This window comes from Streptomyces sp. NPDC012637, assembly GCF_042954805.1.
Classification (GTDB): Bacteria; Actinomycetota; Actinomycetes; order Streptomycetales; family Streptomycetaceae; genus Streptomyces.
Genome location: NZ_JBIBDS010000001.1, coordinates 697,217 through 710,355 on the forward strand (window position 1 = coordinate 697,217; position 13,139 = coordinate 710,355).

The 13,139-nt window shown below is 74.7% G+C and carries 13 protein-coding genes; 9 read left to right on the forward strand and 4 right to left on the reverse strand.

Annotated elements, in window-relative coordinates:
* Positions 1-196: 196 nt before the first annotated feature.
* Complete coding sequence (lexA, locus tag ACFY8W_RS03145) at positions 197-892, reverse strand: transcriptional repressor LexA (RefSeq protein ID WP_391099487.1); 696 nt, start codon at positions 890-892, stop codon at positions 197-199.
* Positions 893-1,045: 153 nt separating this feature from the next.
* Between lexA and ACFY8W_RS03150 the strand changes: the two genes are divergently transcribed.
* Positions 1,046-2,002 (forward strand): hypothetical protein, encoded by a 957-nt coding sequence (locus ACFY8W_RS03150; protein ID WP_391099489.1) that lies wholly within the window; start codon positions 1,046-1,048, stop codon positions 2,000-2,002.
* Positions 2,003-2,345: 343 nt separating this feature from the next.
* Here the strand turns inward: ACFY8W_RS03150 and ACFY8W_RS03155 are convergent, their stop codons facing one another.
* Positions 2,346-2,966 (reverse strand): L-threonylcarbamoyladenylate synthase, encoded by a 621-nt coding sequence (locus ACFY8W_RS03155; protein WP_391099491.1) that lies wholly within the window; start codon positions 2,964-2,966, stop codon positions 2,346-2,348.
* A gap of 161 nt (positions 2,967-3,127) precedes the next feature.
* Between ACFY8W_RS03155 and ACFY8W_RS03160 the strand changes: the two genes are divergently transcribed.
* The 3 genes from ACFY8W_RS03160 (at position 3,128) to ACFY8W_RS03170 (ending at position 6,716) form a co-directional block, all read left to right on the forward strand.
* Positions 3,128-4,798 (forward strand): 5-guanidino-2-oxopentanoate decarboxylase, encoded by a 1,671-nt coding sequence (locus ACFY8W_RS03160; protein WP_391099493.1) that lies wholly within the window; start codon positions 3,128-3,130, stop codon positions 4,796-4,798.
* Between the two features lie 122 nt (positions 4,799-4,920).
* The gene (locus tag ACFY8W_RS03165) at positions 4,921-6,060 is read left to right on the forward strand and encodes a Glu/Leu/Phe/Val dehydrogenase dimerization domain-containing protein (RefSeq protein ID WP_391099495.1); all 1,140 of its coding nucleotides are present in this window, start codon (positions 4,921-4,923) and stop codon (positions 6,058-6,060) included.
* A 32-nt stretch (positions 6,061-6,092) separates the two neighbouring features.
* Entirely contained in the window at positions 6,093-6,716 is a 624-nt protein-coding gene (locus tag ACFY8W_RS03170) for a TetR family transcriptional regulator C-terminal domain-containing protein (protein ID WP_391099497.1), read from the forward strand.
* Positions 6,717-6,733: 17 nt separating this feature from the next.
* On the opposite strand, the gene ACFY8W_RS03175 is transcribed toward ACFY8W_RS03170, so the two are convergent.
* Positions 6,734-6,997, reverse strand: coding sequence for a hypothetical protein (locus tag ACFY8W_RS03175; RefSeq protein WP_391099499.1), 264 nt, complete (start codon positions 6,995-6,997; stop codon positions 6,734-6,736).
* Between the two features lie 292 nt (positions 6,998-7,289).
* Here ACFY8W_RS03175 and ACFY8W_RS03180 point away from each other — a divergent pair, with 292 nt between their 5' ends.
* Positions 7,290-7,688 (forward strand): helix-turn-helix domain-containing protein, encoded by a 399-nt coding sequence (locus tag ACFY8W_RS03180; protein ID WP_391099502.1) that lies wholly within the window; start codon positions 7,290-7,292, stop codon positions 7,686-7,688.
* A gap of 59 nt (positions 7,689-7,747) precedes the next feature.
* Positions 7,748-8,143, forward strand: coding sequence for a hypothetical protein (locus ACFY8W_RS03185; RefSeq protein ID WP_391099505.1), 396 nt, complete (start codon positions 7,748-7,750; stop codon positions 8,141-8,143).
* A 132-nt stretch (positions 8,144-8,275) separates the two neighbouring features.
* On the opposite strand, the gene ACFY8W_RS03190 is transcribed toward ACFY8W_RS03185, so the two are convergent.
* Positions 8,276-8,932, reverse strand: a complete 657-nt coding sequence (locus tag ACFY8W_RS03190) for a maleylpyruvate isomerase N-terminal domain-containing protein (RefSeq protein WP_391099508.1) — start codon at positions 8,930-8,932, stop codon at positions 8,276-8,278.
* A gap of 117 nt (positions 8,933-9,049) precedes the next feature.
* On the opposite strand from ACFY8W_RS03190, the gene ACFY8W_RS03195 reads away from it, so the two are divergent.
* The 3 genes from ACFY8W_RS03195 to ACFY8W_RS03205 all read left to right on the forward strand — a co-directional run bounded on the left by ACFY8W_RS03195 (position 9,050) and on the right by ACFY8W_RS03205 (position 13,054).
* The gene (locus ACFY8W_RS03195) at positions 9,050-9,721 is read left to right on the forward strand and encodes a winged helix-turn-helix domain-containing protein (RefSeq protein WP_391099510.1); all 672 of its coding nucleotides are present in this window, start codon (positions 9,050-9,052) and stop codon (positions 9,719-9,721) included.
* Between the two features lie 53 nt (positions 9,722-9,774).
* Positions 9,775-11,244 carry an ATP-binding protein gene (locus tag ACFY8W_RS03200; protein ID WP_391099513.1) on the forward strand — a complete coding sequence of 490 codons (1,470 nt, stop codon included), beginning with the start codon at positions 9,775-9,777 and terminating at the stop codon, positions 11,242-11,244.
* A gap of 91 nt (positions 11,245-11,335) precedes the next feature.
* Positions 11,336-13,054, forward strand: a complete 1,719-nt coding sequence (locus tag ACFY8W_RS03205) for an alpha/beta fold hydrolase (RefSeq protein ID WP_391099516.1) — start codon at positions 11,336-11,338, stop codon at positions 13,052-13,054.
* Positions 13,055-13,139 lie beyond the last annotated feature (85 nt).

Here is a 13,139-nt window from a genome sequence, read left to right on the forward strand (position 1 = left end):
CCGCGACGGGCCGAGCCCGGCACGGGACGAGCCGGGCCAGCGGAGCCGCGACGGGCCGAGCCCGGCACCGGACGAGCCGGGCCAGCGGAGCCGCGACGGGCCGCGCTGAGTGCCCCGGCGGCCGGGGCGCCGCTGTGCGGGCACGGGGGTCCGGCACAGCGGCGGTCCGGGCGTCGTCACAGCCCTGTCGACGAGCTCAGAGGCGGCGCAGGACGGACACGACCTTGCCGAGGACGACCGCCTCGTCGCCCGGAATCGGCTCGTAGCGGGGGTTGGCCGGGTTGAGCCAGACGTGCGGGCCGTCGTGGGCGAGCCGCTTGACGGTGGCCTCGCCGTCCAGCATGGCGGCGACGATGTCGCCGTCGTCGGCGGTGTCCTGGGCCCGCACGACCACCACGTCGCCGTCCTCGATGTGGGCGTCGCGCATGGAGTCGCCGACGACGGTCACGGCGAACAGCCGGCCCGCGCCGACGACCTGGGCGGGCAGGACGAGCGTGTCCTCGACCATCTCCTCCGCCGTGATGGGCACACCGGCCGCGATCCGGCCGACCAGCGGCACGGTCACCGCCTGGCGCTCGCCCTCCCGCTCCAGACGGCTCTCGCGACCGTTCTCGGCCGCGTCGTCGTAGGGCCTGGTGTCGGCGAGGACGTAGGCGCGCGGACGCTGCGGGTCCTGACGCAGGAAGCCCTTCTTCTCCAGGGCCCGGATCTGGTGCGAGACGCTGGACGTGCTGAGCAGACCGGCACCGGCGGCGATCTCGCGCATGGAGGGCGGGAACCCGTGCCGCCGGGTGTGGGTGCGGATGATGTCGAGGATCTGCTGCTGGCGCTGGGTCAGCCCGTCGTGGTTGATCCGGGTGCCCGGCGGCCGGCCGGCACGGTTTCTGCCCATGGTCGGCCTCCGTTCTTCCGTTTCTTCGTCGGTTCGTCGTCGGCTCGTCGATCTGTCATGCCATTTCGCCGATGAGGCACATTAACCCGGCCCACTGACATCGCAGCAGGTCGGGTGCCTCCGGTGTCGGTCACGGCTGATAGCAATGGCGTCATGATCAGTACGGAGACCATCGTGACGGCGGCGCGGACGATGACGGAGGCCGCCTGGGACCTCGACGGGTCGGAGAAGGGGCTGGGGGAACTCGCCGACCGGCTCGGGCCGCCTGTCGAGGTGGACGAGGACGCGGCGCGACTCGTGCTGCCGGTGAGCCGGCCGGCCGGGGACGCCCTCGCGCAGGCGCGGGAGTTCCGGCGCGTCGGGGACGCGCTGCGCGAGGGGCTGGGCCTGCCGGGCTTCGTCGGGGCGCACGGTCATCGCCGTCCGCCCGGCCCGCGGGCGGATCCCCGCTGGGGCCGTCCCTTCATGCGCTGGCGGCTCGGCGGGACCACCCTGGAGCTGCGGGCGGGCGCCGAGGGACCGGAACTCGTGCTCGAACCGAGCAGCACGTGGGAGGTCTGGTACCAGCGGGAAGGCACCGGCTTCGTGGGGGTCGGGCAGGCCTCCGGTCTCGGCATCGACCACCCGCGGCACGAGCCGCCGGGCGACTGGGAGGACCTGGGCCTCGACCTGGCCGTCCTGCTGCGCACGCTGCCGGCGGAGACGTACGCGCTCGGCATCGCCCACAGCATGCCGCTGTACGGGCGGATCCCCGGCACCAAGACGCCGCTGCTGTTCTGCATCACCTCCGACACCCGGCTGTTCCTGGACTTCACCGAGTACGACGTCGCCGAGACCGCCCGCGGGGAGCACGCCGCCGCGCTCGGCTGGCCCCGCAGGGAGTCGCTGCCGCCGAGCGGCCTGGACCCGCGCCTGGACGGCGAGGCCCCGTGGCGGACCGACGCGGGCGGCCCGGGCGAGGTCGACGCGGGCGCCATGGCGCGGCTGCTGGTCCGCACGGCGATCGCGGCCGGCGTCGAGCGGCCCACGGACCTGCTGCTCGGCGGCGAGGGCGAGTACCGCCCTCCGTACGAGTTCGGCTTCCCGGGGCTCGGGCTGCGGACGGTGTGACGCGGCCGCGGGCCTGGCCGGAGACGCCGGGGCGCGGGTACGGCACGGGCTCGGCACGGGCCTGGCGGACACGGCCGCGAGCCCGGTGAGCACGGCCCGGGCTCGGGTACGGCCCGGGCGCGGGCACGGCCCGGGCACGGGCGCGAGCCTGGTGAGCACGGCCCGGGCTCGGGTACGGCGAGGGCCCGGCGCGGGTACGGCGAAGGGCGCGGGCGCGAGCCTGGTGAGCACGGCCCGGGCTCGGGTACGGCGAGGGCCCGGCGCGGGTACGGCGAGGGGCGCGGGCGCGGGTACGGCGATGGGCGCGGGCGCGGGTACGGCGAGGGGCGCGGGCGCGCCCCGGTCACTCGAAGCGTGCCGGGTCGCCGGCCCCGCGCCGTACGATCTCGGCCTCGCCTCCGGAGAAGTCGACGACGGTCGTGGGTTCGGTGCCGCAGTCACCCGAGTCCAGGACGGCGTCGAGGAGGTGGTCGAGCCGGTCCTTGATCTCCCAGCCCTGGGTCATCGGCTCGTCCTCGTCGGGCATGAGCAGGGTGCTCGACACCAGGGGTTCGCCGAGTTCGGCCAGCAGGGCGCGGGTCACGGTGTGGTCGGGGATGCGGACGCCGACGGTCTTCTTCTTGGGGTGCATCAGGCGGCGCGGGACCTCCCGGGTCGCGGGCAGGATGAAGGTGTAGCTGCCCGGCGTCGCCGCCTTCACCGCGCGGAAGACGTTGTTGTCGACCTGGACGAACTGCCCGAGCTGGGAGAAGTTCTCGCACACCAGGGTGAAGTGGTGCCGGTCGTCGAGGCGCCGGATGGACCGGATCCGTTCGAGGCCCTCGTGGTTGCCGATCCGGCAGCCCAGTGCGAAGCAGGAGTCCGTGGGGTACGCGATGAGGGCTCCGGCCCGGAGGCTGTCGACCACGGTGCCGATGGTGCGCGACTGCGGGGACTGCGGGTGGACATCGAAGTACTTGGCCATTTTCCGACCCTACGGGATCTCCGGCGGGATCGTTCGCGCCCCGCGCTCGCGCCCCCCGGTGCGGTGACCTCCCTCCGCGCGTTGACAGTCTCGCCCACGGCTCCCGATACTGACTGACGGATCAGTCAGTAGACCGTTGCCGCACCCCGTCAGGAGACACCGTGTCCGACCTCCCGACCGAGCCGGTCCCCGGTGGCGGCCGGCCCCTCACGGGCGCCGGGTCGCTCACCGGCGGCGAGACCGTCGTCCGCGCTCTGGCCGCGCACGGCGTGACGGACGCGTTCGGCATCCCCGGCACGCACAACCTGGAGATCTACCGCCACCTCCGGCCTTACGGCGTCCGGCATGTGACGACCCGTCACGAACAGGGCGCCGGCTACGCGGCGGACGCCTACGCCCGGGTGTCCGGGCGGCCCGGCGTCGCGGTCACCACGACGGGACCCGCGCTCCTGAACATCGCGGCGGCGGTGGGCCAGGCGTACTCCGACAGCGTCCCGCTGCTCGTGGTCTCGCCCGGCATGCCGCTGCGGCACCCCCGGCAGTCGACCGGCCTGCTCCACGAGATGCGCAGCCAGACGGACGCGCTGCGGGGCGTGGCGGCGGTCAGCCACCGTGTGTCGTCCGTCGACGAGATCGGTGCGGCGGTGGCACGGGCCTTCACCCTGTTCCGTACGCGCCGGCCCCGGCCCGTGCACATCGAGGTGCCGCTGGATCTGATGGAGGCCGTCGAACCGGCCGGCCCCGCCCGGCCGGCGCCGCCCGCCGGGCCCGCGCTGCCCGACCCGGACGCGGTCCGCGCGGCGGCGGAGGCGCTGTCCGCGGCCCGCCGGCCCGGCCTCGTCCTGGGCGGCGGCGCGCGAGCGGCCTCGGCCGAGTGCCGGGCGCTCGCCGCGCTGCTCGGCGCACCGGTCGTCACCACCGCCAACGGCAAGGGGATCGTGGACGAGCGGCATCCGCTGTCGCTGGGCGTGTCCCTGCACAGCCCGGCGGTGCAGAAGTGGCTGGCGGACCGCGACGTCGTCCTCGCCGTCGGCACGGAGCTGGCCGAGTCCGACGTCTGGGGGCCGCTGCCCGTGCTCGCCGGAAGCCTGATCCGGGTCGACCTCGACCCGGCCCAGATGTACGCGGGGCTTCCGGCGGACGTTCCGCTGGTCGGGGACGCTCCGCTGGTCCTCCGCGCGCTGCTCGACGCGTGCCGCGGGTGGGACCGGGACGCCGCCGACCGTGACGACGGGGCCGACGCCGGGGCGCTCGTCACCGATCTGCGGACCACGCGCGACGACGAGACCCGGGCGCGCGACGCGCGCTGGCGGCCGTACCTGCGGGCGATGCGCCGGGTGCTCGCGGAGGACGCCGTGATCACCTCCGACAGCGCCCAGTGCTGCTACTACGGCGCGCTGCCGCATCTGCCGGTCGGCCCCGAGGGGCGCTTCCTGCACCCGACCGGGTTCGGCACCCTCGGCTACGCGCTGCCCGCCGCCATCGGCGCCAAGACCGCGTACCCCGAGCGGCAGGTGGTGGCCCTGAGCGGTGACGGCGGTCTGCAGTTCTCCGTGCAGGAGCTCGCCACCGCCGCGCAGTCGGGCCTGCCGCTGCCGGTCGTGGTCTTCGACAACGGCGGGTACGGCGAGATCCGCGAGGGGATGGCGGCGCGCGGGGACGAGCCCGTGGCCGTCGACCTGCCGGCGGTCGACCTTCCGGCACTCGCCCGCGCGTACGGCGGGCAGGGCGCCGTCGCCCGCTCGCCGGAGGAACTGGCCGCCGCCCTGACCGCGTCCTTGACCACTCCTGGCCCCACCATCGTCACCGTTCCCGAGGAGTCCGCCCGATGACGCCCCCAGCCCCCGCCCCCGGACCTGCCCCCGCACCTGCCCCTGTTCCAGGCCCGGCCTCTGCCGGCGGCCTCGTCCAGGGTGGATCCGCCCCGCTCGTGTCGGTCACCTGGACCGATCACGTGACGGGTCGCCAGGGCTACCTGGTCATCGACCGGCTGGTGCGCGGCGTGTCCAGCGGCGGGCTGCGGATGCGCGCGGGCTGCACCCTCGACGAGGTCGCCGGGCTCGCCCGCGGCATGACGATGAAGGAGGCCCTGCACTACGACCCGCGGGCCCGCTACGTCCCGCTCGGCGGTGCCAAAGGCGGCATCGACTGCGACCCGCGCGACCCCGGGGCCTACGGCGTGCTCGTCCGCTATCTGCGCGCGATGCGGCCGTACGTAGAGCGGTTCTGGACCACCGGCGAGGACCTGGGGCTCACCCAGGACCTGGTCGACCGGGCGGTGGCCGAGGTGGGCCTGGTCTCCTCCGTGCAGGCGGTCTACCCGCTGCTCGACGACGAGGCCGCGGCGCGGCGACGGCTCGCCGAGGCGTTCGCGGTGGAGGTCGACGGCATCGGGCTCGACGAGCTGGCCGGCGGCTGCGGCGTCGCCGAGTCCGTGCTGACCGCGCTCGACCGGGCCGGGGTGCCGCACGCGGGGACGCGCGTCGCGGTGCAGGGCTTCGGGACGATGGGCGGGGCGACCGCCCGCTTCCTGGCCCGGGCCGGACTGCGGATCGTGGCCGTGGCCGACGTCAAGGGCACCGTCGCCAACCCCGAGGGCCTGGACGTCGAGGCGCTGCTGGCCGCGCGCGACGCGTACGGCACGGTGGACCGGGCGGCGCTGCGTCCCGGTGACGCCGAGCTGCCCGGCGGTGCCTGGCTGTCGGCGGACGCCGACGTGCTGGTTCCGGCGGCCGTGTCGTATGCGGTCGACGCGGACAACCAGGGCGGCATCACGGCCCGTTGGGTCGTGGAGGCGGCCAACATGCCGGTACTTGCCGAGGCGGAGGAACTCCTGGCCGCTCGCGGGATCACGGTCCTTCCGGACGTCGTGGTCAACTCGGCCACCAACGCGTGGTGGTGGTGGACGCTGTTCGGCGACATCGGCGCCGACGCGGACGAGGCCTTCGCGCACATCCGGCGCGCCATGCGGGCGTTGGTCGGGCAAGTGCTGACCCGCGCCGAGGAGGACGGGACCACGCCGCGGGTCGCGGCGCACCGCCTGGTCGCCGACCGGCTGCCGGAGATCGCCGGCCGCTTCGGCTGTTACGCATGAGCCCGGGCGGGAGGCCTGTGTAGGGTGAGCCCGTGGCCAGAGTCCGGTTGAGCGTGGAGGAACGGCGGGCGGAGATCCTGCGCGTCGCCGTCGAGCAGATCGAGGCCCGCGGCATCGGCAACGTGCGCATCTCGGACGTCGCTTCGGTGCTCGGAGTCAGCAGCTCGCTGGTGCTGTACCACTTCTCCACCAAGGAACTCCTCGTCGCCGAGGCCTTCGCCCACGCCGCCGAGAGCGACCTCGCCCAGCTGCGCGAGATCCTGGACAAACCGCGTACCAGCGCCACCCGGCGCCTGCGGTCGGCGGTGCGCTGGTACGCGCCGACCGGACAGGCCAAGGGCTGGCGGCTGTGGATCGAGGGCTGGGCCGCGGCGCTGCGCGAACCCGCGCTGCGCAAGGTCACCCACGACCTCGACCGGCGGTGGAAGGCCGCGATCGCCGAGGTCGTGGCGGAGGGCGTGGCCGCCGGCGAGTTCGTCTGCGACCGCCCGGAGGACGCGGCCTGGCGGCTCACCGCCCTGCTCGACGGACTGGCCGTCCAGACCACCTCGTACGGAGGGCCGCTCAGCCGCGCCACGATGCTGGACTGGGTCGATGACGCACTCGTCCGCGAACTGGGCATCGGCCGCGAGGCCCTGACCACCGGCCGGCGCTGACGCCCCGGCGCCGGCCGCTATCTGCCCGTGACGCGGATCCGCAGCTCGTAGGGGGCGCCGCTGCTGATGGCCCGGGCCTGGTCGAGCAGGTCGGCCGGTGTGAAGCCGAGCAGCGCCCGCTCGGCCGCCGCCCGGAGCAGCGGCACGATCGTCTCGGCGGGCCGCCCGCGGTGGGAGTCGGCGAGGGCGGCGAAGGCCTCCTGATACGGCACGTCGTACCCGCTCGCGCTGTCCGCGAGCAGATGGTCGAGCTGCCGCCGGTCCACACTGATCTCACCCATGACCGCTCCCTCGCGCCGTGGGTCCGGCGTCTTCCGGACCCTTCTTTCCCGACGTTACGAGGGGGGTCTGACATTGATACTCGTAGCGGGTTCGGGTGGTCGTGGCTCAGGGTCCGACTGACGTCCTGCTGGGCTGTCCTTCGATTGTTCTGTCCGGCTGCCGGGACCCGTTCTCCATGGCTCCGGCCAGGTGGAACATGACCTAGTAGGAGCTTGGCCAGAGGCCCCCTCAATGTCCTGTCTGACCCACCCGGCCGGCGTCACCTACAAGCCCGAGAAGGCAGCTGACAGGATGACCGACCTCGGGTTCACCCGCGCCGCCCGCCACACCGGCGCGCGACGACCGCGGCGCGAACTCAGCCTTCTGCCGCATCGCTCTCGTCCGCATGTCCAGCGACGCCCGCACCCGCGAATACGCCGCCCGGCAGACCGCCGCCGGACGCACGAGGAAGGAGATCATCCTCCTGCTCAAGCGACGATCGCCCGGGAGATCTTCCGCTACCTCACCACACCGGTCAGCGTCTCGGACGTCTCCGACCTCCGGCCCGCACGCCAGGCCAAGAACATCACCCTCACCACCGTCGCCGAGAACTTCGGTGTCCGGCCGGCAGTGATCTCCTGCATCGAACGCGGCACACGCCGCGACGACGACTCCGCAGACGCCTACCGAGACTGGCTCACCGCCGCTTGACCTCGGCCAACCCGGCAACTCCTCGATCCTGAGACGTGACGTCGGTGGATGATGGGGCGATGTTCGTCCGCACGGAGAGCCTGCCGCAGACCCCGCGGCAGCACATGACAGTTCGCGTTCACACCGCCATCGGGTCCGCCGTGGTGCTCTGGCGCGGTGATCCACGAGACGCCGACGGCCAGCATCTCATCGAATGGACAATCGACGAGGACATTCGCTGGGGCCAGAACACCCGGGCGGCCTCTGCCACCGAGCCGGAACTCCGGCAGGAAGGCGACCGGGTGATCATGAGCGGCCGCCTCCAACTGACCGACGACGGCGCCGCCTACCTCCAGATCGGCCACTGGTCCGTGCTGTTCGATCTGGCATCACCCGTCCCCAGCGGCATGGACGGTTCCTGGGTACAGATCAGCGTCGGATCGGACAGTGTCGCGCTACTCCCCTACCAAACCTGACTGGGCCACCCTCGGTTCTCGACAGCCCTTGACTGTCGAAAGGAGCATCAACGCCCGGCCACGAGGGGCCGCCGGCCGCCGGGCCCTCGTGGCGGACCGTCCCCCTCGCCGGCTCCCCGCGCCCACGGGGCCTTACGGCCGGGGCGTGCCGTCCCAGCGCCAGGTGGTACGGCGCGGGTGTCCGGGGAGGTCGGCGCGGCCGGTGGCCCAGAGGAGGGTGGGCCAGGGGGCCGTGCCGGTGGGCGCGTCCGGGAAGAGGCGGGCGAGGGTCCTGGCGCAGAGCGCCGCGGGCGGCTGCCAGGGCAGGCCGAGGCCTTCGGCGAGGTCGTGGGTGTGGACCAGGGTCTCGACGACGCCCATGGCCGCGAAGCCCTCGGGGTCCGACACCCCGTAGGGGTGGTAGGCGCGCCTCTCGGGAGGCGTGGTGCGCACCACGGCGACCAGCAGCGCCCCGCACGCCTCCAGGACCTGGAGCAGTCCGGCGGGGCCCGCGGTCCGGTCGGCGTGGACGGCGTTCTCGGGGCCGCCGGGACGACGGCTGTGCCAGACGAAAGGCACGTTGCCGTCCAGGGGCGGTGCGGCGGGGCCCAGTTGCACGGCGTACGCGAAGAGGTCGTCGGCGAGGTGCTCGACGGTCTCCCAGCACTCCCACTCCAGCGAGCCGGCGTTCCCGTCCCACGCCTCGGGCGGGGCCTCGCCCAGCGCGGCCACGGCGAGCCGTACGGCGTCGTGGAGGTCTTCGGCGGTGACGGGCGGCCGGGAGGCGTCGCGCTCGGATGATGAGGACATGACGGGACCGTACCTTGGCCGCGTGGGCTCGGACCTCGCCTTTCACGGCGGCCGCGCGCCGTCTTCGTCACGGAGCGGCCGGCAAGCCCGGCCCGGGCACCCCTTAGGGTGTGCGACGTGCGCGTTCTGCTCGTCGAGGACGACGAAAACCTCCGGTTCGGTGTGGCCGCCGCGTTGCGGGCCGCCGGGCTCGCCGTCGACGAGGCGGCCGATCTGCCCCAGGCCGACGAGGCGCTCTTCGTGACCGCGTACGACTGCGCGGTCTTCGACCGGATGCTGCCGTCCGGGGACGCCGCCGGCTACGTCGAGGGGCTGCGGAGCGCCGGGCGCGCGGTGCCAGTGCTGTTCCTGACCGCGCGGGACACGGTGGCGGACCGGGTGGAGGGCTTCGCCAGCGGCGGCGACGACTACCTCGTGAAACCGTTCGCGGTGCCCGAGCTGGTCGCCCGGGTGCGCAGCCTGTGCCGCCGCGCGGCCGTCGTACGCCCGCCGGTGCACCGCGTCGGCGACCTGGAGATCGACACGGCAAGGCGGCACGTCCGCCGGGCGGGTGTGCTGCTCACGCTCACCGGCCGGGAGTTCGCCGTCCTGGAGGTGCTCGCGGCCCGCGCCGACCAGGCCGTGGCCCGGGCCGAGCTGATCGAGAGCTGCTGGGACGAGATGGCGGAGCCGCAGTCCAACGTGCTGGAGGTGCTGGTCTCCCAGCTGCGCCGCAAGCTCGGCGACCCCCCGCTCATCCACACCGTGCGCGGGGTCGGCTACCGGCTCGCGCCGCCCGGCGCGCCGTGACGGCCGTGCGCCGCTGGAGGCGGCCCGCACTCCCCCGCCGGTCGCGGACGGCGGTGCCGCTCACGCCCACCGCGCGGGTGCTGCGGCTGCGCCGCCGCATCAGTCTGCTGTTCGCGCTGACCAGCGCGCTGGGCCTGATCACGATGGGCGTCCTGGCGGTGCGCAGCGACAGCGGGCGCTGGCGCGAGCAACTCGACCACGCGATGGACGCGGACACCAGCTGGGCGCTCGGTCTCCTGGAGACCGACGAGAACGGGCGGCTGGAGACCGACGTCCTGGCGGACAACGTGAACACCGCGTGCCCGCCGCTCACCGTCCTCCTCGTGAACGGCGACGACCCCGGCGACCTCACCGTCCGGCACGCCCCGGCGCAGCCGTGCCTCGCCGTAAGCCCGGGCGTCGTTCTGGAGGCCGGCCGGGCCGCGGCACGCGCCGGGGAGGCGCGCGCCTTCGACCGGCGGACGACGGACGGCGCTCCGGTACGGGTGTTCGCGATGCCGTTCTATCCGTCGGACGACGAGGTCGCGGCGGACGGGGCCGGTGGGGCCGACGGACCGGACGGCGCCGGTGGGGCCGACGAGCCGAACGCGGCTGGTGAGGCCAGTGCGGCCGGTAGAGCCAGTGGGGTCGGTGAGGCCAGTGGGGCCGACGAGACTGACGGGGCTGAAGGGGCCGGTGGCGCCGACGGGGCGAGCGGCGCCGGGTATGCCGGTCCGCAGGGCGTCCTCGTGACGCTCGCCGACGCGACGGCGCAGCGCGACGACCACCGCCGTCTGGTGTGGCTGGTGACGGGCGGCTGCGCGGTGCTCGTGCTCCTGTCGGCGGCCGTCGGCCATGTCCTTTCCGGGCGCGCGGTCCGGCCCGCGCTCACGGCCCTCGCCCAGCAGGAGGCGTTCCTCGCCGACGCCGCGCACGACCTGCGCACCCCGGCCGCCTCGCTGCGGACCCTCGCCGAGACGGCGCTGCGCGGGGAGACCGACAGCGCCGACGTGCACCGGCGCACCCTGCGTCTGGCGGAAGGCATGGGCGGGCTGGTCGACGGTCTGCTCACCCGGGCCCGGCTGCTGTCCGGCACGGCGGCCGTCGCACGCCAGCCGCTCCGCCTCGACCAGCTGGTGGAGGCGGTCGCCGAGGAGGCCGCCGGCGGACCGGCGCGCGGCCATCGGGTGCGGGTCGAGGCCGAGGAGACGGTCGTGCTCGCCGACCCCGACCTGCTCCGCCGGGCGGTGGACAACCTGCTGGGCAACGCGCTGGCGCACGGCCACGCGCCGGGCGCCCCGGCGGACGTGCTGCTCACGGTCGCGCGGGACGGCACGCTGACGGTGGAGGACGCGGGCCCGGGCCTGCCACCGGAGGTCGCGGGCGCGCTGTTCGAGCGCTTCCGCAGCGGTTCGGGCTCCACCGGCCTCGGCCTCTCCATCGCCTCCTGGGTCGCCCACGCCCACGGCGGCACCCTCACGGCACCCGGGACCGGCCAGGGCGGCGGCGCCCGCTTCGTCCTGCGCCTGCCGACACCCGACTGATCCGCCGGGCGGCTCCGGCCCCCGCTCCTCAGGAAATCCTCAGCATCCGCGCGCGAAGCTTCCCCGGACCGACCACTCAGGGGAGCAATTCGTGATACGCGCCGCCGTCCGCCGCCGCCAGGCACTCGTCATCGCCCTCGCCGTCCTCGGCGCCGCCTCCCTGGCCGCCGGGTGCACGGCTGGGTCCGGCCCGGACGCCGGGCGGCCGGGGGCCGGGGCCGCCGTGGATCCGGCCGAACGCCCCGACCTGCGGCGCTTCTACGGGCAGAAGCTGGACTGGAAGCCCTGCGGCGACTTCTCCTGCGCCTCGCTCACCGTGCCCATGGACTACTCCCGGCCCGGCGACGGCAGGACCTTCGTGCTGCCGGTCGCGAAGGCGGCCACCGCCACCACCGGGCGGCGGACGGGCGCCCTGCTCTACAACCCCGGCGGGCCGGGCGAGCGCGGCGTCCAGGCGCTCATGGACGGCCTGGCCGACGAGCTGGGCCGGGGCGTGCGCGAGCACTTCGACATCGTGGCCTTCGACCCGCGCGGGGTCGGGGAGAGCAGGCCGGCCCTGACCTGCCTCACGCCCGAACAGTCCGCTCCGCGAACCGATTCGGAACCCGGCTCGGAGTCCGGCTCGCAGTCCGAGCATGGTCCGGGCGAGGCGTCCGGCGACACGGGCGAGGCGTCCGGTGCGCCGCTCCATCCCCGTACCGCCGCCGAGCGCGCCGACGTCCTGGCCGAGGCCCGGGCGACCGCCGACGCCTGCCGGAAGGCCAGCGGCCCGCTGCTCCCGCACGTCGGTACGGTGGACGCGGCGCGGGACCTGGACGTGCTCAGGGCGGCGCTGGGCGAGCGGAAGCTGACCTATGTCGGCTGGTCGTACGGGACGAGCCTGGGCACGTCGTACGCCGAGCAGTTCCCGCACCGCGTACGGGCGATGGTCCTGGACGGGGCGGTCGACCCGTCGCTCGACTGGCGGCAGCGGATGCTGAGCCAGGCCACGGGCTTCCGGGACGCGGTCGAGGACTACGCGCAGACCTGCGCCGACACGGTGGGCGACCGCTGTCCCGGCGCCACGCCCGGGGAGGTGCGGGCGCTGATCGACCGCCTCCTGGAGCGAACGCAGCGCGAGCCGCTGCCGGTCGACGGTTCCGAGGCGGGCCTGGACGCGGCGACGCTGGTGTCCGCGCTCAGCCTGTCCATGTACACGCCGGAGGCGCAGTGGGAGGCCCTGTCCGAGGCGCTGCGCGCGGCGGACGGCGGCGACGGCACGAAGCTGGCGGACCTCGCGGCGGGCGACGACACCCGGCCCGAGGACGAGGAGGAGGCTCAGGAGCAGGAGGGAGGCCAGGAGGACGAGTCGACGGACGGTGACACGGGCGCCCCGTCCGCCGAGTCCGTGCCCGAGGACAACAGCGACGCAGCCCTGATCGCGGTCAACTGCCTCGACGTTCCGCACCCGCGCGACGAGCGCGCCTACTGGGACGCCCTGGCGCCCGCCGACCGCGCGGCGGGCGCGTACGGCACCAGCGGGCTGACCGGTGAGCTGGTCTGCAAGGACTGGCCCGCCGGACCGCAGCGCCCGCACCGGGTGAACGCACCGGGCGTGCCGCCGGTCCTGGTCGTGGGCACGGCGGGCGACCCGGCCACGCCGTACGAGGAGGCGGTGAGCCTGGCCCGGCAGTTCCCCGGCGGCATGCTGCTGTCGTACGAGGCCGCGGGCCACACCGGTTACGGCCGCGACGCCTGCGTCGACCGGAAGGTCGAGGACTATCTGGTGCACCTCACGAAGGTGGGGCCGGGCACGACCTGCGGACGCTGACGGCCGGGGGGCGGCCGTCAGTGGCGGATGTCAGGCTGTGGCCGTACGGACGAACGACCGCAGGAGACTCACAAACCCTCAAGAC